Annotated in this window: 13 protein-coding genes; 7 read left to right on the forward strand and 6 right to left on the reverse strand. The window is 67.4% G+C overall.

Features of this window, described 5'->3' with window-relative positions:
* The first annotated feature begins 22 nt into the window (after positions 1–22).
* Positions 23–3,148 (forward strand): ricin-type beta-trefoil lectin domain protein, encoded by a 3,126-nt coding sequence (locus tag AB0H43_RS36955; protein WP_360007726.1) that lies wholly within the window; start codon positions 23–25, stop codon positions 3,146–3,148.
* A gap of 79 nt (positions 3,149–3,227) precedes the next feature.
* Complete coding sequence (locus tag AB0H43_RS36960) at positions 3,228–5,024, forward strand: family 43 glycosylhydrolase (protein WP_360007729.1); 1,797 nt, start codon at positions 3,228–3,230, stop codon at positions 5,022–5,024.
* Positions 5,025–5,100: 76 nt separating this feature from the next.
* Here AB0H43_RS36960 and AB0H43_RS36965 read toward each other — a convergent pair whose 3' ends face one another.
* The 4 genes from AB0H43_RS36965 to AB0H43_RS36980 form a co-directional block, all read right to left on the reverse strand.
* Complete coding sequence (locus tag AB0H43_RS36965; RefSeq protein ID WP_360007732.1) at positions 5,101–6,219, reverse strand: ricin-type beta-trefoil lectin domain protein; 1,119 nt, start codon at positions 6,217–6,219, stop codon at positions 5,101–5,103.
* An 18-nt stretch (positions 6,220–6,237) separates the two neighbouring features.
* Positions 6,238–7,752: a ricin-type beta-trefoil lectin domain protein gene (locus AB0H43_RS36970; RefSeq protein WP_360007753.1), complete on the reverse strand. Its 1,515-nt coding sequence runs from the start codon at positions 7,750–7,752 to the stop codon at positions 6,238–6,240.
* Positions 7,753–7,952: 200 nt separating this feature from the next.
* Positions 7,953–9,251, reverse strand: a complete 1,299-nt coding sequence (locus AB0H43_RS36975; protein WP_360007756.1) for a ricin-type beta-trefoil lectin domain protein — start codon at positions 9,249–9,251, stop codon at positions 7,953–7,955.
* A 105-nt stretch (positions 9,252–9,356) separates the two neighbouring features.
* Positions 9,357–11,393 carry a family 43 glycosylhydrolase gene (locus AB0H43_RS36980; protein WP_360007735.1) on the reverse strand — a complete coding sequence of 679 codons (2,037 nt, stop codon included), beginning with the start codon at positions 11,391–11,393 and terminating at the stop codon, positions 9,357–9,359.
* Positions 11,394–11,902: 509 nt separating this feature from the next.
* Between AB0H43_RS36980 and AB0H43_RS36985 the strand changes: the two genes are divergently transcribed.
* The 3 genes from AB0H43_RS36985 to AB0H43_RS36995 all read left to right on the forward strand — a co-directional run bounded on the left by AB0H43_RS36985 (position 11,903) and on the right by AB0H43_RS36995 (position 14,204).
* The gene (locus AB0H43_RS36985) at positions 11,903–12,655 is read left to right on the forward strand and encodes a GH25 family lysozyme (protein WP_360007737.1); all 753 of its coding nucleotides are present in this window, start codon (positions 11,903–11,905) and stop codon (positions 12,653–12,655) included.
* Between the two features lie 110 nt (positions 12,656–12,765).
* Positions 12,766–13,428, forward strand: a complete 663-nt coding sequence (locus tag AB0H43_RS36990; RefSeq protein ID WP_360007740.1) for a peptidoglycan recognition family protein — start codon at positions 12,766–12,768, stop codon at positions 13,426–13,428.
* Positions 13,429–13,439: 11 nt separating this feature from the next.
* A complete protein-coding gene (locus AB0H43_RS36995; RefSeq protein WP_360007742.1) occupies positions 13,440–14,204 on the forward strand; it encodes a GH25 family lysozyme in 765 nt (254 codons plus the stop codon).
* Positions 14,205–14,252: 48 nt separating this feature from the next.
* On the opposite strand, the gene AB0H43_RS37000 is transcribed toward AB0H43_RS36995, so the two are convergent.
* Complete coding sequence (locus AB0H43_RS37000) at positions 14,253–17,300, reverse strand: glycoside hydrolase family 9 protein (RefSeq protein WP_360007745.1); 3,048 nt, start codon at positions 17,298–17,300, stop codon at positions 14,253–14,255.
* Positions 17,301–17,448: 148 nt separating this feature from the next.
* A complete protein-coding gene (locus AB0H43_RS37005; protein WP_360007748.1) occupies positions 17,449–17,868 on the reverse strand; it encodes a DoxX family protein in 420 nt (139 codons plus the stop codon).
* Between the two features lie 533 nt (positions 17,869–18,401).
* On the opposite strand from AB0H43_RS37005, the gene AB0H43_RS37010 reads away from it, so the two are divergent.
* Both AB0H43_RS37010 and AB0H43_RS37015 read left to right on the forward strand, forming a co-directional pair.
* Positions 18,402–19,109: a hypothetical protein gene (locus tag AB0H43_RS37010; RefSeq protein ID WP_360007751.1), complete on the forward strand. Its 708-nt coding sequence runs from the start codon at positions 18,402–18,404 to the stop codon at positions 19,107–19,109.
* Positions 19,110–19,220: 111 nt separating this feature from the next.
* A partial coding sequence (locus AB0H43_RS37015) for a Clp protease N-terminal domain-containing protein (RefSeq protein WP_360007759.1) occupies positions 19,221–20,470 on the forward strand: 1,250 nt, incomplete at its 3' end.

Below are 20,470 nucleotides of genomic sequence, written 5' to 3' on the forward strand. Positions count from 1 at the left end.
ATCCACTCCATTGGGAGACACCATGCGAAGGCTTGCCGCTGCCCTGACAGCGCTGTGCATCGTCGTGGTGGGACTGGCCGCAATGCCGCGACCGGCCGCCGCCGCCGTCTACGTACCGCAGAACTCGAACCGTTCCGTGCTGAACTTCAACACCCAATGGCTGTTCGCCGGGGACATGCCCAACGGCGCCGGCCAGGGCGTGAGCCTGGACGAGAGCACGTTCGTCCCAGTCAGCCTGCCCTACTTCCGAACCCACCCGCACAAGGGCTTCCCCAAGGGCGACTTCGAGGTGCCGGCCTCCTGGTACCGGCGCCACTTCACGCTGCCCAGCCAGTACGCCGGCCGCCGGATCGCGGTCGAGTTCCAGGGTGTCTCCAAGGTCGCCGACGTCTACGTCAACGGCACCCTCGTCGGTCAGCACAAGGGCGCGTACACCTCCTTCACCTACGACATCACGCCGTACGTGAGCATCGGCGGCGCCGACAACGTGATCGCGGTGAAGGTCGACTCCATGACCCGCAACGACATTCCGCCGGAAGGCGGAGCGATCGACTACTACGTGTGGGGCGGCATCGTCCGGGACGTCAACATGATCGTCACCGATCCGGTGCACGTCGACTGGGCGTTCCTCACCACGCCGACCCTCAACACCGTCAACGCCCGCACCCGCGTACGCAACGACAGCTCCACGGCCAAGTCGATCACCGTGGTCACGCAGATCGTCGACGCCGGCAACAACGTCGTCGCGACCGGCACCGCGACCCAGACCATCGCCGGGCAGTCGGCGGCCGAGTTCACCTACAACACGAGCAGCATCGCCAATCCGAACACCTGGCACCCGGATCATCCGTACCTGTACACGGCCTACACCCAGGTACGCGACGGGTCGGCGTACGTCGACGAGCACAAGACCCGGCTCGGCATCCGTACGATCCAGTTCAGCCGCAGCGACGGCAAGTTCTACCTCAACGGGCAGGCGTTGAAGCTCCGCGGACTCGACCGGCACGAGTCGTACCCGTACATCGGGCGCGCAGCGCCGAACCGTCTGCAGGTCAAGGACGCCGACATCCTGAAGAACGAACTCGGCGTCAACATCGTGCGTACGTCGCACTACCCGCAGGATCCGGAATTCCTCGATCGGGCCGACGAGATCGGTCTGCTCGTCATGGAGGAGATCCCGGGCTGGCAGTACATCGGCAACACCGCCTGGCAGGACATCGCGGTCGAGAACGTCCGCGAGATGGTGACCCGGGATCGGCATCACCCGTCGATCGTGCTGTGGGGCGTACGCATCAACGAATCCGGCGACAACCACGGGTTCTATACGCGTACGAACGATCTGGCCCGGCAGCTCGACCCCTCGCGGCCGACCGGCGGCGTACGCAACTTCAAGGGCAGCGAGTTCCTCGAGGACGTCTACACCTACAACGACTTCTCGGGAACCGCCGACAACCCGACCGTCCTACCCTGGCTGATCACCGAATCGGTCGGGCACACTGCCCCGGTCCGCTCCTGGGATTCGGAGTCGGCGCTGCTGGGGACCATGCGCGTACACCTCAACGTGCAGAACACCGCGGCCGGCAAGGCGAACATCTCCGGCGCGATGGGCTGGGCGGCCTTCGACTACAACACGACCTTCGTCACACCCCCGTCGTGCGAGAACTACACCTGTTACCACGGCGTCTCGGACATCTATCGGATCCCGAAACTCGACGCCGCGGCATTCGCCTCCCAGCGCGATCCGGCGCTGTACGGGCCGTACGTCTCGATCCTCAGCTACTGGACTCCAGGCGTGTCCAGCAGCACCATCCAGGTGGCAGGCAACTGCCAGCAGGTGGAGCTGTTCGCCAACGGAGTTTCCCGAGGGCGGATCAACCCCAACGCATACACGAACCTCCCGCATCCGCTGTTCCAGTTCACCGGTCTGACGGTCGCGGCAGGACAGCTGCGGGCGGACTGCTGGATCGGCGGTCAGATCGTGGCCACCGACACCCGCTACACCCCCGGAGCGGCCACGCGCCTCACGTTGACCGCCGACGACACGGCGATCAAGGCCGACGGCTCCGACATGACCCGGGTCGTGGTCAAGGCCCTGGACAGCAACAACCAGGTCGTACCCACGAACAGCGCCGCCGTCACGTTCGCCCTCACCGGGCCGGGCGCAGTCGTCGGCGAGAGCCCACTCACTCTGGAGGCCGGCACCGGCGCGGTGTACCTCAAGAGCGCGCTCGGACAAACCGGCACGATGACGCTGACCGCGTCGGCGCCGGGCCTGACCGCCGCGAATGTGAACGTGAACATCGCCGCGTTCACCGACCCGGTCGTCCCAGGTGGAGGCTCCTACGCCTTCGGCTTCCCGACCGACGTCAACGAGCGGCAGCGCTTCAGTTACAGCGGCACTTGGCAGACCGGCACGGACAACCAGGCCTTCAGCAAGGACAACACCTGGAGCAGCACCGCCGGTAACACGGCGACCCTGTCCTTCACCGGAAACCGGGTCGTCCTGTACGGCATTCAGGATCCCGCTCACGGTTCAGCCGCGATATCGGTCGACTCCGGACCGGAGCAGACGGTGAGTTTCCGGGCGTCGGCACGCCGGACCGACGTCGCACTTTTCACCAGCGGAACCCTTCCACAAGGTACGCACACCCTCCGCGTACGTGTTGTGGGAGACGGCGCGGTCGCGCTCGACCGGGCAATCGTGGTCTCGGCCGCACCCGCCCTGGTCACGCCGCCGCCACCGGGCAGCGACGGCAGCCGGGCCGGAACACTCGTCGGTACGCAGTCCAGCCGGTGTGTGGACGTTCCGAGCGCCAGCACGACCAACGGCACCCAGGTGCAGCTGTGGGACTGCAACGGCGGCACGAACCAGCGATGGACGTACACGTCGAGCCGGCAGTTGACGGTGTACGGCAACAAGTGTCTGGACGCCAACGGTCAAGGGACGTCGAACGGCACGACGGCGATCATCTGGGATTGCAACGGCGGCACGAACCAGCAGTGGAACCTCAATGCCAACGGCACGATCACCGGCGTGCAGTCCGGGTTGTGCCTGGACGCGGCCGGGGCCGGCACCGCGAACGGCACGAAGATCCAGCTCTGGTCCTGCACCGGTGGCACCAACCAGCAATGGACCCTGCGTAACTGACCCCTCCCCCAAAGACCCGCGAGTGTAGGGGCGCACCGTGCCCTCGCCCCTACACTCCGGCCTACCGAAGGCGGCTTCCATGCGAAAACTCTTCACCGTCGCGGTTGCCCTGCTCGCCGCGATCGCCCTACTCCCCGGCCCGGCCCGGGCCGACAATCCCATCGTCCAGACCATCTACACGGCAGACCCGGCGCCGCTGGTCTACAACGGCCGGGTTTACCTCTACACCGGCCACGACGAAGACAACTCCACCTACTTCACCATGCGCGAATGGCGGGTCTGGTCGTCGGCCGACATGGTGAACTGGACCGATCACGGCTCGCCGATGAGCCTGGCCACCTTCAGCTGGGCGAGCTCCGACGCCTGGGCGGGTCAGGCGGTCTACCGCAACGGCAAGTTCTACTGGTATGTCCCCGTACGGATGTCCAACGGATCGCAGGCCATCGGCGTGGGCGTCGCCGACTCCCCCACCGGACCCTTCCGGGACGCCCTCGGCCGCCCGCTGATCCAGAACGCGGAGATCGATCCGACGGTCTACATCGACGATGACGGCCAGGCCTACCTCTACTACGGCAACCCGCATTTGTGGTACGTGCGGCTCAACGCCGACATGATCTCCTACTCGGGCAGCCCGACGCAGATTCCGCTCACGACAGCGGGCTTCGGCACCCGTACGGGCGACGCGAACCGGCCGACGCTCTATGAAGAAGGCCCCTGGTTCTACAAGCGCAATGGGCTCTACTACATGGTGTTCGCCGCCAAGTGCTGCTCGGAGTTCATCGCGTACTCCACCGCGCCGGGCCCGACCGGGCCGTGGACCTACCGGGGAACGATCATGCCGACGCAGGGCGCCAGCTTCACCAACCATCCCGGACTCGTCGACTTCAACGGGGGTTCGTACTTCTTCTATCACAATGGCGCGCTACCAAGCGGCGGCGGATACACCCGCTCCGTCGCCGTGGAGAAGTTCAGCTACAACGCCGACGGCACGATCCCGACGATCACCATGACGACCACCGGCGCGCCCCAAGTCGGCGTGCTGAACCCGTACGTGCGGCAGGAGGCCGAGACGATCGCGTGGGAGTCCGGTGTCGAGACCGAACCCGCGAGCGAGGGCGGGATGAACGTCGGGTGGATTCAGAACGGTGACTGGATCAAGGTGAAGGGCGTCGGGTTCGGGTCCGGCGCGTCCTCCTTCACCGCTCGCGTCGCGTCCGGAACCAGCGGTGGCTCCATCGAGCTGCGGCTGGACAGCGCCACCGGCACGATCGCGGGGACCTGCGCCGTCCCCGGTACGGGCGGCTGGCAGACGTGGTCCACGGTCACCTGCGCCACCAACGGGGCAACCGGTACGCACGACCTCTACCTGCGGTTCACGGGCGGCAGTGGTTACCTGTTCAACCTGAACTGGTGGCAGTTCGCCACCGGCTCGTCCGGCGGAGCGTATCCGACGGGCTACCACCCGCTCGTGATCGGCAACAACGGCCTATGCCTCGACGTCAGCGGGGCATCGACGGCCGCCGGGGCGGCGGTCACCCAGTGGACGTGCGGCGGGCAGGCCAACCAGCAGTTCCAGTTCGTGTCTGTGTCCGGCGGGTATGGCCGCTTGCAGGCGCAGCACTCGGGCTACGACGTAGCCGTCGCCAACAGCTCGACGGCGGCCGGAGTGCCGAACATCGTCCAGCAGGCGCCGACCAGCTCGCCGAACAGCCTGTGGCTGCCCGTGCAGCAGTCCGACGGTTCGTACTCGTTCAAGAATCAGAACAGCGGACTGTGCTTGGACGTCTACGGCGCCAACAGCACGCTCGGTCAGCAGCTCGATCAATGGCAGTGTAAGAACGCACCGGGCACGAACCAGGACTTCACACCTCGCTGAATTACCGGTGAGCTGAACGACTGATGAAACGGGGGGCGTGCCGGGCACGCCCCCCGTTGCCGATCACGCCCCCGGATCAGGCGCGAGTGCTCCACTGCTGGTTCGTGCCGCCGTGGCAACTCCAGAGCTGGATCTTGGTGCCGTTGGCGGTGGCGGTACCGGCCGCGTCCAGGCACAGGCCGGACTGCACGCCGGTGATCGTGCCGTTGGCGTTGAGGTTCCACTGCTGGTTCGTCTGACCGTTGCAGTCCCAGATCACGACAGCGGTACCGTTAGTCGTTCCGCGCCCGGACGCGTCCAAGCACTTGTTGCCATAGACCGTCAATTGCTTGCTTGACGTGTACGTATAGCGCTGGTTCGTGCCGCCGTGGCAGTCCCACAGCTGCACCTGCGTACCGTTCGTGGTGCTGTAGCCGGGCACGTCAATGCACCGGCCGGACTGCGCACCGACGATCTCCACGTTCGTCCAGCCGTCTCCGCTACCCGGCGTGCCGATGCTTCCGGGCACCGAAAGCAGCGCCTGGTACCAGACCGCGGCCATCTTGTCGTACCCCGTGGCCGTCGGGTGGACGCCGTCGATGAGATCGGCCGTGGTCAGCGCGCTGTGCATGTCCACCAGGTGCACGTGCTTACCCGCGTTGACCTTGCTCTGGACGATGCCGGGAATCGCGGCGTTGAAGGTGCGTACCGCCGCCTCCTGCCCGCTGTTGGCCAGCGGGATGAGCTGCGCGACGAACACTTCGGCACTCGGCGCGGCGGTGGTGATGTGGTCGATCAGCGTCGACAGCCGATTCGGCGCAGTGCTGACGTTGTAGTTCTGCAGCACGTCGTTGGTGCCGATGTGCAGCAGCACCGTATGCGGCTGGTAGCTGGCCAGCCAGCCGGTGATGCTCGCGTCGATCTGGTCGATCCGCCAGCCCGGATGGCCTTCGTGGTCGTGGTCGCCGAGACTCGACGGGCCGTTGTACTGCGAGCCGACCAGGTCCACGGTGTATCGGCCGGTGGCGAGCCGTTGCCACAGTCCGATCCGGTACCCGCCCGGCACTTGGGTGCCTTCGGTGATCGAGTCACCGAGCGGCATGACGCGTACGCCGCCGTTGGACTCCGCGTGTGCCGCGCCTGCCGGCATCGCTATGAACGCTGTCGCGAGTGCTAATGCGGCGGTCGCGGACCGCCATGTCTTCTTGGTTCCCATGCACTGCTCCTGTCCGGGCTACCGGCGGGTCCAGATCTGGTTCGTGCCGCCGTGGCAGGTCCAAAGGATCACGGTCGTCCCGTTGCCGGTGTTGCCGCCGTTGACGTCGAGGCAGAGTCCGGACTGGACGCCGCTGATCGTTCCGTTGGCGTTGACGTTCCACTGCTGGTTCGTCTGGCCGTTGCAGTCCCAGATCTGCGCTTTGGCGCCGGCGGTCGCATTGAGCGGGGCGTCGAGGCACTTGCCCAGCCCTCGGATCGTCAGCCCGTCGAACGTCCACTGCTGGTTCGTCTGGCCGTTGCAGTCCCAGATGACCGGCTGGGTGCCGTTGGCCGTGGTGCCGTTGGGAAGGTCGAGGCATCGTCCGGAAGCCGCGCTGACCACGGTGACGGTCCCGCTCGGCGAAGGCGACGAGGTGCCGCCACCGCTGACCCGGTAGACGACCGCGCCGTGTCCCGGCACGCTCGCCGAGATCGCACCAGTGGTCGTGCTCGTCGAGTTCGACCAGGCGTCGCGCAGCGTGAACGAGCTGCCGGACTTGCCGACCGCCGCAGCGCTGGTGGAGATCGTCGTCGTGCTACTGCCCTGATTGAGCAGGGCCACTGCGACGTCACCGTTGGACAGCCGCTTGGCGAACACTCGCCGGGTGCCGTCGAAGGAGACCTGGGTCGCCTGCTGGCCCAGGGTGTCCTGATTGATCGCGATGAGGTTCTGGTTCAGCAGGATGGTGCGGGTGGCCGCGTCCATGGACCGCACGTCGTTCCCCGCGATCAGCGGTGACGCCATCATCGACCACATCGCGAAATGCGTACGCATCTCCGTGTCGGACATGCCGCCCCGGCCGACCTCCATCATGTCCGGATCGTTGAAGTGCCCCGGTCCGGCGTACCCGGCCAGTGGAGCGTTGACGTTGATGATGTTCTGGATGCCCATGGGGTAGCCGTTGGTCTGGCCCGTGTCCCAAGCGTTCGTGATGTCCTCGGTCGTACGCCAGATGTTCGCGACGTCGCCCCAGTTGCGCTGCGGGCCGGTCTTCGAGTGGATGCTGTTGGAGTTGATGCTGTACAGGATCGGCCGGCCGGCGGCCGCCAGCGCGTCCCGCATGATCGAGAAGGTTCGCACCTGGTCATCGATCGTTCCGGTCGGCGAGCACCAGTCGTACTTGAGGTAGTCGACGCCCCAGGCGGCGAACTGCCGGGCGTCCTGAGCTTCATGCCCGAGACTTCCGGTCGATCCGGGCCAGGAGTTGAAGTACTGCGCACAGGTCTTCGCCAATGGGCCTTCGTAGATGCCGAACTTCAAGCCCTTGCCGTGAATGTAGTCGCCCAGGGCCTTCATGCCGCTCGGGAACCGGTTCGGGTCGCCATGCAGGTTGCCGCTGCCGTCCCGGTTCGGGTTGAACCAGCAGTCGTCGATGACGACGTATTGGTAACCCGCGTCGCGCATGCCGTTGCTCGCCATGGCGTCGACGACTTGATGGATGAGGGACTCGTTGATGTTGCAGCCGAAGGTGTTCCAACTGTTCCACCCCATCGGCGGGGTACGGCCGACGCCGTTCTCGAGCGCCTGTGCGCTTGGCACAGACAGGAATGCCACCGTCGCCGCGGCGGCTACCAGGGCCGCCGAGAAGCTCGCGGCCAGTCGCAGTCGGATACTACGTCGCACTTTGTTGCCTTTCGTGAGGGTTCGGGGACAGGCGGCCCGCCCAGGCCGCCTGTCCCCGGCGAGGGGTGTCAGCTCCGTGTGCTCCACTGCTGGTTGCCGCCACCCGTGCAGGCCCACAGTTGGATCTTGGTGCCGTTGGCGGTCGCCGTTCCGGCCGCGTCCAGGCACAACCCGGACTGCACGCCGGTGATCGTGCCGTTGACGTTGAGATTCCACTGCTGATTGGCCTGGCCGTTGCAGTCCCAGATGATCGCCGTCGTGCCGTTCGACGTCCCTTGACCGTTGGCGTCCAGACACTTGTTGCCGTACACCGTCAACTGCCGGCCCGCCGTATACGTCCACCGCTGATTCGTGCCGCCATGGCAGTCCCACAACTGCAGCTGCGTGCCGTTCGCCGTGCTCGAACCCGGCACATCGACACACCGCCCCGAAGCCCCACCGACGACCATCACGTTCTGCCGACTGCCCGACGGCGACACCGAAGGCGACACCGACGGCGACGGGCTCGACGTGCTGCCGAACTGTGAGATGAACCGCCAGGCCTCGCCCTTGGTCCAGGTCCGGACGCCGTCCTCGCAACCGGAGCAGCCGTCCACCGGGCCAGGACCGTGACCACCGTCGAAGGCTGCCCACTGCACCGGGTAGCCGGCCCGGCAGGAGTAGGTCGTGGTGATGTGCCGTCCACTGCCGGCCGTCGGCTCAGGTGCGTTCTGTGCAGCACATCCGTTGTTCCGCAGGAACGTGTCGCGGAGACCTCGGCCGAGCGAGATGTTGAGCACGTTGTCGGAGATGCCGTGGATGCCGAAGTACGCGATCGGCTGCGTACCGCCGTTGCAGCCGCTCAGCTGGGCGCCGGAGTAGACGACGACGGCACGGAAGACGTTCGCCCGCGCGCAGGCGATCGCGTAACTCATGCCGCCGCCGTAACTGAATCCCATGGCGTACAGCTGAGTCGTGTCCACGCACAGGTCAGCCTCGATGCGGCTGATCATGGCGTCGGTGAAGGCGAGATCCTCGCCGTTGTTGTTGGCCCAGCCGTTGTTGAAGCCCTGTGGGGCCACGAGGATCGCCGAGTTGTTCGACTGCTCCTGCATGCCGTAGTACGCCCACGCGGAGCCGCTGGATCCACCGGAGGCGACGTCGTTCATGGTGCCGCCACGCCAGTGGTAGGCGAAGATCAGCCGATACGGGTTGGCGTTGTTGTAGCCGGCTGGGATGCGCAGGATGAAGCTGCGGTTGACGCCGCCGCTGGAGATGGTGTTGGTTCCGTTCACGAGGGTCGGGTTACGCCCACAACCGGCGGTCGCCGCCGCGAGAGCCGGTGTCTCCGCTGCCGAAGCGGAGCCGAGAACAGAGCTGGCGGCCATTCCGGCGACCACCGTCGCCAGCGTCGCCGCGGCCGCGACGAGCAGCCGGATCGATGTGCGGGCAGGCCGAAGCCGCCCCAAGAGGCGTGTCATGGAGATCTCCTGTCAGGGAGTGGTGATGTCGAGACGCTCGACCGTGACGGCGCCGCCGAGCGCCTGGGTGGCGTAGTTGAAGACGCCGTAGCGGTAGCCCATGAAGAACTGCCAGGCGTTGTTCAACGTGAAGCCCGTGCCGAGCGGCTGGAAGGTGACGCCGTCGGTGCTGTACGCGAAGCGAGCCTGCCGACCGGATCCGGGATTGACGTCAGCGCTGACGCGAAGCCAGATCCGGCCACCGGAGACAGCGGCTCCCGCCACTTCGGTCCCCGTGCTTGTGGTGTTCCAATTGCCGTCCATGCTCAGCCCGCTGGTCATGACGACCCTGGTGGCGCCGTTGTCCCGCCGCACGCCGATCCAGGCTGAGGAGTCCCTGAGCATGGCCAGCCCGGCTCGATCGCCGTCACGCATACTCCCGTAGTTGAGCACGACCGTGGCGGTAGACGTCGGCCCTTGAATGCGATGCGTCAGCGTGTTGCGGGCCGCGTACAAGTCGTTCGTGACGGTGGCGGTCGACAGGTGAAGACCGCTGCCGGTGGACCACTTCGTGTTGTCGGGGTTGTGGTTCCACTCGTACTGCGGTCCCAGGGTGGCCGCTGCGAACGTGTCGCTGCCGATCATCGGAGTGACCGCACGCGGCGGCGCGGGCAGGTTCGGCGACGGGTAGGAACTGCCCCAGGTGCCGTTCACGGTCGTGATGACCGGCCATCCGTCGGAGGTCCACGTGATCGGCGCCATCACCGGAATCCGCCCGCCGGGGTACGCGTCGACGAACGCCGTGTAGTACCAGTCGCCGTTCTGCGTCTGAACCAGCCCGCCTTGGTGAGGCACACCTCCGCCGGAGACCGGGCCGGGCATGTTCAGCAGGACTTGGCGAATCTCGTAGGGCCCCCAGGGGCTGCTGGACTTGAGGATGTACTGACCGTTGGCCGGCTTGGTCACGAAGATGTAGTAGGAGCCGTTGCGCTTGTAGAAGCGCGATCCCTCGATGTAGCCGATGCTGGACGGCGAGGTGTAGACCGCCTGCGAACGCACCTGGCTGAGACCGTCGGCCGACAATTGCGCCACGTTGATCGTGCTGCTGCCGTACGCCACATACATGGTGTCGTTGTCGTCGACGAGCAGCCCGGCGTCGTAATAGCAATTGTTGATCTGGGCACGCTTGGTCCACGTGCCGTCCACCGCCGACGCGGTGTAGACGTAGGAACGGTTGAACTCGACGCATCCGATCCAGTAGTAGGTGCTGTTGCTTCGGCGGTAGTTGAACGCCGACGCCCAGATGCCTTTGACGTATGCCCGGCTGCCGACGAGGTTGTAGGCGGTGGAACCGAAGTCCAGCGACGGCACCGCATGCCCGGCGTACTCCCAGTGCACGAGGTCGTAGGAGCGCAGAATGGGTGCGCCCGGCGAGTAGTGCATCGTGGACGCGGTGTAGTAGTAGGTGTCGCCGACACGGATGATGTCGCCGTCGGCGAAGTCCTGCCAGACCACCGGGTTGCTGTACATCGAACCGCTGCTCCCTGGGTCGTATCCCGGGATCTGCCAGGTCCGGCTGGTCGCGGAGGTGCAGGGCAGCTGTACCAGGCCGGTGTTGTTCGCTGTCGCGTCGCCGCTGGGCACGATGCACTTGCCGGAGTGCACGGCCACGACGTTGAATCCGCCCGAGACTGCCTGGAGCCGGAATCGCTGGTTGGTGGCCGTGTGGCAGGTCCATTGGATGACGGCCGCGTTGTCCGCGGTGGAGGCGCCGTTGACATCGACGCAACTGCCGTTGGTGACGGTGTGGATGGCGTACTGGTCGGTGGTTCCCGTGACCGGCGTGAACGTGAAGTTCTGGTTGCTGCCGCCCCAGCAGGTCCAGAGGATCAGCTGGGTGCCGTTGGTCGCCGAGCCGTTGGGGAGATCGGCGCACGTGCGGCTGTTCTGGTTGACGAGAGTGCTGCTGAAGGTGACCGGGGCGGCCTGAGCGGGCGCACCGCCGGTGATCAGCGGAATCAGTAAGGCGGCCACGCTGAGCGCGAGCAGCCGCCTGGGTTTCGCGGGCATGCGGAATTGTCCTCCTATCTGGACGAACGGGACTGAGCCGAGCGCCCGGAACTCGGCACAGCGAGAGATTGATCAGCAGGCGGAACTCGGTTGGGCGAGAAGGCCCAGACGCCACCACGGGATCGTTTCGACCGGATCAGCTACCGCCCACCGGTCACGAAAGTTTCGCCGGGCCATGAACACCATGTCTCCTCCATCAGCGATGGCTGGATCGACCGCGTGTGCAACGGCCCGGCTTCACACACGGTCTGGGCATTACCGGAAAACTATCGGAAGATCTTGCCCCAGTCAATAGATCATCTTGACTGCCAGGCAAGGCACTGACGGCCGCTGACGACGCGCCGTCGCGGGCCGACGTCATTCCATCCTCGACATCCGAGCTGCTCATTCACCACACTTAATCGATGCACTCCGAATCTTCAATGAAAATTTTCTTTGGCCGCCTTGCAAAAGGAGGCGACAATCGCCAACATTGGTGTGTGTCTATCGCGTGACCTGGGGAGGTCTACATGTCCCATCCGATCAACATTCGCCGACTGGCCGTCGCGGCCCTCACCGCGATCGCGACGACCGCCACCACGCTGATCCTCAGCGCCAACCCCGCCGCCGCGGCCACCGTCGCCGGCGTCGACGTCTCCCACTACCAGGGAACGATCAACTGGACGAGCGTCCGCAACGCCGGCATCCAGTTCGCGTACATCAAGGCGACCGAGGGCACCAGCTACAAGGACTCCGCCTTCAACGCCAACTACACCAACGCCTACTACGCGGGCGTCATCCGCGGGGCGTACCACTTCGCCCGGCCGAACATCTCCTCCGGCGCGACGCAGGCCAACTACCTGGCCAGCAACGGCGGCGCATGGTCAGCCGACAGCCGCACCCTGCCGGCCGCCTTGGACCTGGAGGCCAACCCCTACAGCGGCGGCTACTGCTACGGCCTGAGCACCTCCGGGATGCGCAGCTGGATCCAGGACTTCCTCAACACGTACAAGTCCCGGACCACCCGGTACGCCGTCATCTACACCACGACGAGCTGGTGGAACACCTGCACCGGCAGCTGGACGGCACCGTGGGCCAACCACCCGCTCTGGGTCGCCCGATGGGCGTCGTCGGCCGGCACCCTGCCCGCGGGCGCTCCGGTGTGGAGCTTCTGGCAGTACACCAGCAGCGGCAGCGTCTCCGGCATCAGCGGCGCAGTCGACCGCGACTACTGGAACGGCGACCGCACGCGACTGATCGCTCTGGCCAACAACACCGCCTGACCCGCACCGATGCCGCGGCCCGGTCTCGTTTCCGGGCCGCGGCGTCGCACAGCCGGAGCGACAGTCGTCACCAAGACAAGACGGTCACCACCGAGACAACGGGAGGAACGATGAACCACGTGCGGCTGAGCCGACGAGCCCTCGTGCTGGCCGGCGGCGGGCTGCTCCTCGGCGGCTCGGCCGGGCTGGTGCCCGCGCGCCGCTCCTACGCCGCGGTCACCCCGCCGCGGGTCTACACCCGCGCCGAGTGGAGCGCCCGGCCGCCCTCCTCGCCGATCACCGTGCTCGCCACACCGCCCGACCACATCGTCGTGCACCACACCGCCAGCGGGAACACGACCGACTACTCGCTGCTGCAGGCCGGGCGGCTGTCCCACTGGATCCAGGACCTGCACATGGACACCAACGGCTGGGCCGACGCCGGTCAGCAGCTGACCATCAGCCGCGGCGGCTACGTCCTGGAGGGACGCGACAAGAGCCTCACCGCGATCGCCAACGGCCGGCTCGCCGTGGGCGCCCAGACCGCGAACCAGAACAGCCACACCATCGGCATCGAGAACGAGGGCACGTACGTCACCCAGAACACCACGACGATGCTGTTCAGCTCGCTGGTCCAGACCTGCGCGTGGCTGTGCTCCGCCTACGGCCTCGACCCGTACGCCGCGATCGTCGGCCACCGCGACTACGTCACGACCACGCAATGCCCCGGCGACGTGTTGTACGGGCGGCTGCCCGAACTCCGTGACCGCACCGCCGCGCTGCTGAGCGCCTGAGGGAGGAGAGCATGAAACGCAGCATCCCGTTGGCCGTCGCCGCCGCCCTCCTGTGCGCCCTGGTCGCTGGGCCCGCCGTCGACGCCGCCGAGGTCGACGCACCGCCGGCCGCCCAGGCCGCTGCCGTCGCCGGCACTCCGGGGATCGATGTGAACAGCTGGAACGGCACCATCGACTGGACCAACGTGCACAACTCCGGGGTCCAGTGGGCGTACATCAAGGCGACCGAAGGCACCAGTGTCAAAGACTCGGCCTTCAACTCGAACTACCCGGCCGCCTACTACGCCGGGGTCATCCGCGGCGCGTACCACCTCGCCCGGCCCAACCTGTCCACCGGGACCGTGCAGGCCGACTTCCTGGCCGCGAACGGCGGCGCCTGGTCCGCCGACGGCAAGACCCTCCCGGCCGCCCTCGACATCGAACCCAATCCGTTCTCCGGCGGATACTGCTACGGGCTGACCCAGACCGCCATGGTGAACTGGATCAACGCCTTCCTCACCGAGTACCGGGCCCGCACGACCCGGTGGGCGGTCATCCACACCACCTTGTCCTTCTGGAAGATCTGCACCGGCGACTACGCCGGCTTCGCCACGAAGAGCCCGCTGTCGATCATCCGCTGGGACACCGGCCCGGGCACCCTCCCGGCGGGCTGGAGCGTCTACACCTTCTGGCAGTCGACCAACTGCCGGACGACCTCCGGCATCACCGGCTGCGCCGACGGCTCCGTCTTCAACGGCGCCTACGACCGCCTGGTCGCGCTCGCCAACAACACCTGACCGGTGCGGAGCCCGGTCGCCGCCCGCACGCGGCGACCGGGCAATCGGTCACGGACCCGCGCAGGGCGTCCCGTTGAGGGTCACCAACGACGGCTTCGGATTCGCGTACGCACCACCGACCGTGGCGTTGAAGCCCACGTACGCGGTGGCGCCGGGCTGGAGCCGAGCGTTGTAGGACTCGTTGACCGCCGAGACCACGGCGCCCGACTGAGTCACCCGGCCCATCCACGCCTCACGGATCTTCTGGTCACCGGTGAAGGCGAACCGGATCGTCCAGCCGTCGACCGTGCTCGTTCCCGTGTTGGTGACCGCCAGCTGTGCGGTGAACCCCGCACCGTCGGCCCAGGGACCGTAGTTGTCGTAGGTCACCCGGCAGGTCGGGGTCCCCGTCGGCTGAGCGGTGCCCTGATCGGCGAGGAAGGACGACAGCCACGCCAGCGACGAGTTCCAGTTGATCGCCACCTCGTTGGTCGCGTATGAGTTGATGTCGTCGACGTAGCAGAACATCGGCTTGCAGCCGGCCAGCAACTGCTGGGCGAACGGGTCGTCCAGTCCCGCGTTCGCACCGCCGGCGAGCGAGCCCGCGGGCGGGTGCGGCAGCGACGCGTCGAGCTGGTGGCTGTAGATGCGAGTGTGCTGGTTCTCCGACGCGTGCTCGCCCCAACCGGTCACATAGGACTGGTTGAGCGCGTTGCGGCCGAGGATGTAGTCCATCGCCTGAACCGCACCGTCTCGGTACGCGGCCACGCCGGACAGGTCGTACGCCGTCGCGAGGACGATCGCGTTGTTGATGATGTTGCTGTTGCCGCCCCAGAAGTACGCACCCGCCGTGCCGGGCATGGGCAGCCCGTACGGCTGACCGGCCTGCGTGGCGAGGTAGGCGTCGGCCGCCGTCAGCACCGACTGGCGTACGCGGGACTTGTCCGCCGCCGGCAACGCGCTCGGGACGGTGGCCAGGTCGAGCCGGCCGAGGGCGGCGGTGCTGCCCCAGCTGAAGCCGGTCGCGCTGAACACGTCGCCGGTGTGGTGACGCGAGGCGGTGACGTCGGCGAGGTAGGCGGCCGCACCGGTGGTCAGGTACAGCTCCGCCGCCGCCCAGTAGAACTCGTCGCTGACGTCGTTGTCGCTGTAGGAGCCACCACCGTTGCCGTCATTGGGATCGGCGTAGATCGCCGGGTGGGCCTTCGCCGCCGTGTACGCCTTCTTCGCCGCCGCCAGCGCACGATCGGCGAACGCCTTGTCGTAGGGGGCGAACAAGCGGGCGCCCTGCGCGGCGACGGCCGCGAGGTTGAGGGTGGCCGCCGTGGACGGCGGGTGCAGCTCGCGCGGCTGCGGATCGTCCTGGGGCTGCAACGGCAGGCCGGTCCAATTGCGGTCGTGCACCTTGTGGTGCGCCATACCGGCCAGCGCCTGACCGTCGGGGACCTGCATGCGCAGCAGGAACTCCAGCTCCCAGCGCGCCTCGTCGAGCACGTCCGGCACGCTGTTGCCCCGTTCGGGCACGCGCAGCGTCGAGTCGCCGAGCCCGGCGCCGAACCGGCCGGTCACCGCCGTCTTCGTCCGCTCGTACGCGCCGAGCAGCTGCGCCGTCGCGATCCCGCCGTTGACGACGTACTTGCCGTGGTCACCCGCGTCGTACCAGCCGCCGCGGACGTCCAGCCGGTAGTCGCAGACGCCGGCCTGGCACGGCACATCCGTGTCGCCCTGGTTCGGGGCCACGCCCAGATGCCCGGCCGGGCGGGCGTACTGGTCGCCGACGAGCGAACCGTCGATGGCGATGCCGCTGCGCTGGGTGTAGAAGAACTGCAGGGAATCGGAGCGCAGCTGCTGATACACCGCGCCGATGTCGAACGGGTGACTGGTCTGCCCGTCGGCCACCAGCGTGTACCCGGTTCCTGCCGTGGCGTACCCACTGAAGTCGATGGTGTGGACGTTCTGCCCGGAGGCGGCGTCGATGCCGCGTGGCGTCGTCTGGCCGGTGGCGACGACGGAGCCGGCGCCGTTGTGGAGTTCCCACGGCAGCGCGGTGGTCGCCTCGGTGACCAGCGTCGCGTGCTTGGGACCGGTCGGCAGGTAACCCACCTGGTTGACGCGGACCCGCGGGCCGGTGTCCGGCACGTAGGGCGGCTCCTCCTCGCCGCCGAGCAGGGAGACGTTGTCGATGCACAGGCTGTACGCGGCGGTGTTGCCGCCCACCTGGAACGCGACCTGCGCGGCGTCGGTGTCCTCGGTCGCGGTGAAGGTGTACGCGAAGTGCCCACCCGCCGCCGTCATCGGGATGTCGCGGGCGAAGTAGGAGGTGTACGGCGTGGCGCCGAGCTGGACGACGACCCGCACGGTCGCGCCGGGGTCGGCGGCGGCGTCGAAGGAGAACGCGTATTCGTGTCCGGCCAGCAGTGCCACGTCGTTCTGGCCGACACCGGCGTCCCACGGGTTGGCCAGCCCACCCGGCACGCTCGTGCACAGGCGTCCGGCGACCACGCCGGTCCCCGTGGTGCCGTAGGTGTACCAGCCGGAGGTTCCGTCGCCGAAGTCGCCGTTGTCGACCTGCTCGGGCCCGTCGCCGCCGGTACCGGAGTCCTCGCTGGACAGCGAGACGTCGTCCAGGCAGAAGGTGTACGCCGTGGCGGCGCCGAGCTGGAAGGTCAGGGTGCCGTTGGCCGAGTCGATTCCGGCGGTGAAGGTGTAGGTGAACGTCTGGGCCGTGGGCGTGAGCGCGACGTCCCGGGACAGCGCCGCGGTGTACGGCGCCTCGTTCAGCTGGACGTTGGCCTTGACCGTGGTCGCCACGCTGGCCGAGGCGGAGAAGCGCAGCGTGTAGTCGGCTCCGTCGATCAGGGGTACGCCGTTGTGGCCGACGCTGACGTCCCAGGGATTGGCGCTGCCCGAGGGGATGTCGGCACACATCCGTCCAGAGTCGACGGTGAGCGCGGTGTTGGCCGTCGCCCACCACGGGTCGGTGCCGGTGTCGAACGAGCCGTTCGTGATGTGCTCGACCGGCGCCGCGTGGGCGGGCACCGCCGAGGTCGTCGCAGAGGTGATGGCGAGCAGAGCGGCGCCGAGCGCACCGCCGATCCGCCGGAAGGCATGGGACATGGGGCGGTCCTTCCTGCAAAGTAGCTGGGAGCGCTCCCAGCATTTCGCGAATGTTGCCAGGTTACCGCTTCGCATGTCAATCCATGAATCACCGGTGATGTGCCGGTGGGGCGGCTTCATTGGCACCCCACTCAGCGCCGGAAGGCGACTACGCCACCAGCGGACGGCTCCGGCGTCGGAGCACCCCGAGCAGCGAGTCGAGCGACCAGGCCCCCGGACCAAGCACCGCGACGAGGAAGAAGCACCAGCAGAACAGCGCGGCCAATTCGCCGCCGTTCTTGAGCGGCACCAGCGCCGTCGGCTGATGCACGACGAAGTACGCGTACGCCATCGAGCCGGAGCACAGCAGGGCGGACCACCGCGTACCCAGCCCGAGGAGGACGAGCACTCCGCCGGCCAGCTGAATGACCGCCGCCCACCAACCAGGCCACTGCCCGGCAGGAATCGTGGCACCGGTGCCACGATTGCCGCCGAGGATTCCGAACAACGACGCCGCTCCGTGCATCGTGAACAACAGACTGACCACGACCCGGAACAGTGCCACTGCGTGGGGCTGGAGCTCGGCCATTGACAATCTTGACTTCATGGCGATTAGAACCGCGTGCCCGATCAGCGGGTTCCCATCAAACCGTGACAGGTTCGGTGAGCATCGTCATATTGACATATGGCAATGACAATACTATGGGCACTCTTTGTACGCCCTGCGCGTAACTCCGGAGGGCGCCATGGTGACCACGGGTTATGCTCGCCTTGGGCAGTGCGCCTGCCCGAGCCTGACGGGATGCTCACGCCGTCCGTCACCCGAGGCCAAGAGGCTCCGACTCAGCGCGCCGAATGCCGTCGATGCTGCCCGCGTCGCTGTTCGGCGAGGAGCGTGAGGCCTCGCCGGAGGTTGCCATGGATGACACTCAGCCCGGTAACGACGACCGGCACCCGAATGGCCCGCACCCCAACGGCCCACATCCGAATGACTCGCAGGCGAACGGCCCGCATTCGGACGACTCGGAGACGACCGCTTCGTATTCGGACGATTCACGTTCGAGCGGGGATCAGCGCCGTCGGCAGTCCGTCCCCGGTCGAGCCCGCAAACGTGCCATCCGGTTGCACGCGGCGTGCACCGGAGTCTCCTACACCGTCGCCGCGCGACGGCTCGCCGCCGGGACGACCAGCGCCGATCTGGGTCGCACCCTCTACCCGGCCGACGCGCTCCGCGCTGGGCGTACGCTCGCCGAACGAGTCGCGGACGCCAGGCTGGCCGCCGACCTCCCCCATGGCCGGGCCGCCCACCTGACCCGGCGTTTCCCGCCCCGCGACGGCGGCCCCGGCGTCGGAACCCTCTACGGCGGCACTTCCCGGCAGGAGCTGCTCAGGCTGGCGTACGCGGTGGTCATCGACGAGCGGCCCGACCTCGAACCCAGCGCGATCGATCTGGCCTGGCAAGCGGAGTCCGGCGAGGAGACGGCGCTCGACACCGCGTGCGCACAGCTGGACCGGGCCGTACGCCTGCTGCTCGACGAGGGCTGGGAGCGGATCGCCACCGCCACGCCCTCGTCGCCGCACCTGGTGGAGGTCCGGACCGACGGCGCCCGGCAGATCATGGACGCCCTGCTCGTCGTCAGCGAGGACGGTCATGTCCCCGGCACCCGGGTGGCGATGACGTCCGGGCGGCCCGCGACCATCGTCGGGGCGATGTGGGGACTGGCCGGGCCGCCGATCGCGTACGCCGTCCGCCCGCACGGCTTGGTGGGCTCGGATCTGGTCGTCCCGCCACACGAGCTGTTGGTGCTGGCCGGCCAGGGCACCGAGTAACCACCGACACCTAGACCTCGGGCAGAGCGCCTGCCCGTGCCCCGCTCGGCGGGGCCAAGAGGCTCCGACTCAGCGCCGGTCCGATCAGCCGACAGAAAGGCGTTGATGAGCATGTTCGAGAGGTTCACCGACGGGGCGCGTCGGGTGATGGTGCTGGCCCAGGAAGAGGCCAGGACGCTCGACCACACCACCGTCGGGACCGAGCACGTCCTGCTGGGCCTGATGCGTGAAGGGGAGAGCGTCGGCGCCAAGGCGCTGGAGAAGCTGGGCATCTCGCTGGACGAAGTACGCCGCCAGGTGGAGGAGATCGTCGGCCCGGGCCGGCCGGCCGTCGGCGGGCAGATCCCGTTCACCCCCCGCGCCAAGAAGGTGCTGGAGCTGAGCCTGCGGGAAGCACTGCAGCTCGGCCACACCTACATCGGCCCCGAGCACATCCTGCTGGGACTCGTACGCGACAGCGAAGGGGTCGCCGCGCGGATCCTCGCCCGGCTGGGCGCCGAGCACAATCGCGTACGCCAGCAGGTGATCCAGCTGTTGTCCGGCTACGAAGAGGGGACGCATCCGGCGGGGACGGCCGACGCCGGTCCGGCGAGCAGCCTCGTGCTGGATCAGTTCGGCCGCAGTCTCACCCAGTCGGCGCGCGCGGGCAAGCTCGATCCGGTGATCGGACGCGACCGGGAGATCGAGCGGGTCATGCAGGTGTTGTCCCGCCGGACGAAGAACAACCCGGTGCTGATCGGTGAGCCGGGCGTCGGCAAGACGACCGTGGTCGAGGGCCTGGCGCAGAAGATCGTCAAGGGCGAGGTGCCGGAGACGCTCAAGGACAAGCAGCTCTACACGCTGGACCTGGGTGCTCTGGTGGCCGGTTCCCGCTACCGCGGTGACTTCGAGGAGCGCCTGAAGAAGGTGGTCAAAGAGGTCGGCACGCGCGGCGACATCATCCTGTTCATCGACGAGATCCACACTCTGGTCGGGGCGGGCGCGGCCGAGGGCGCGATCGACGCGGCCAACATTCTCAAGCCGATGCTGACCGGCGGGCAACTGCAGGTCATCGGCGCGACCACGCTGGACGAGTATCGCAAGTCGTTCGAGAAGGACGGTGCTCTGGAACGCCGCTTCCAACCCGTACGCGTCGACGAACCGTCGCTCGACGTGGCAATACAGATGTTGAAGGGTCTGCGGGATCGTTACGAGGCGCACCACCGGGTGACGATCACGGATGCGGCGCTGGTGGCGGCGGCGAATCTGGCTGACCGGTACATCTCCGATCGGTATCTGCCGGACAAGGCGATCGACCTGATCGACGAGGCCGGGGCGCGGATGCGGATCCGCCGGATGACTGCTCCGCCGGACCTGCGTGA

The organism is Hamadaea sp. NPDC050747 (assembly GCF_040654195.1).
Lineage (GTDB): Bacteria > Actinomycetota > Actinomycetes > Mycobacteriales > Micromonosporaceae > Hamadaea.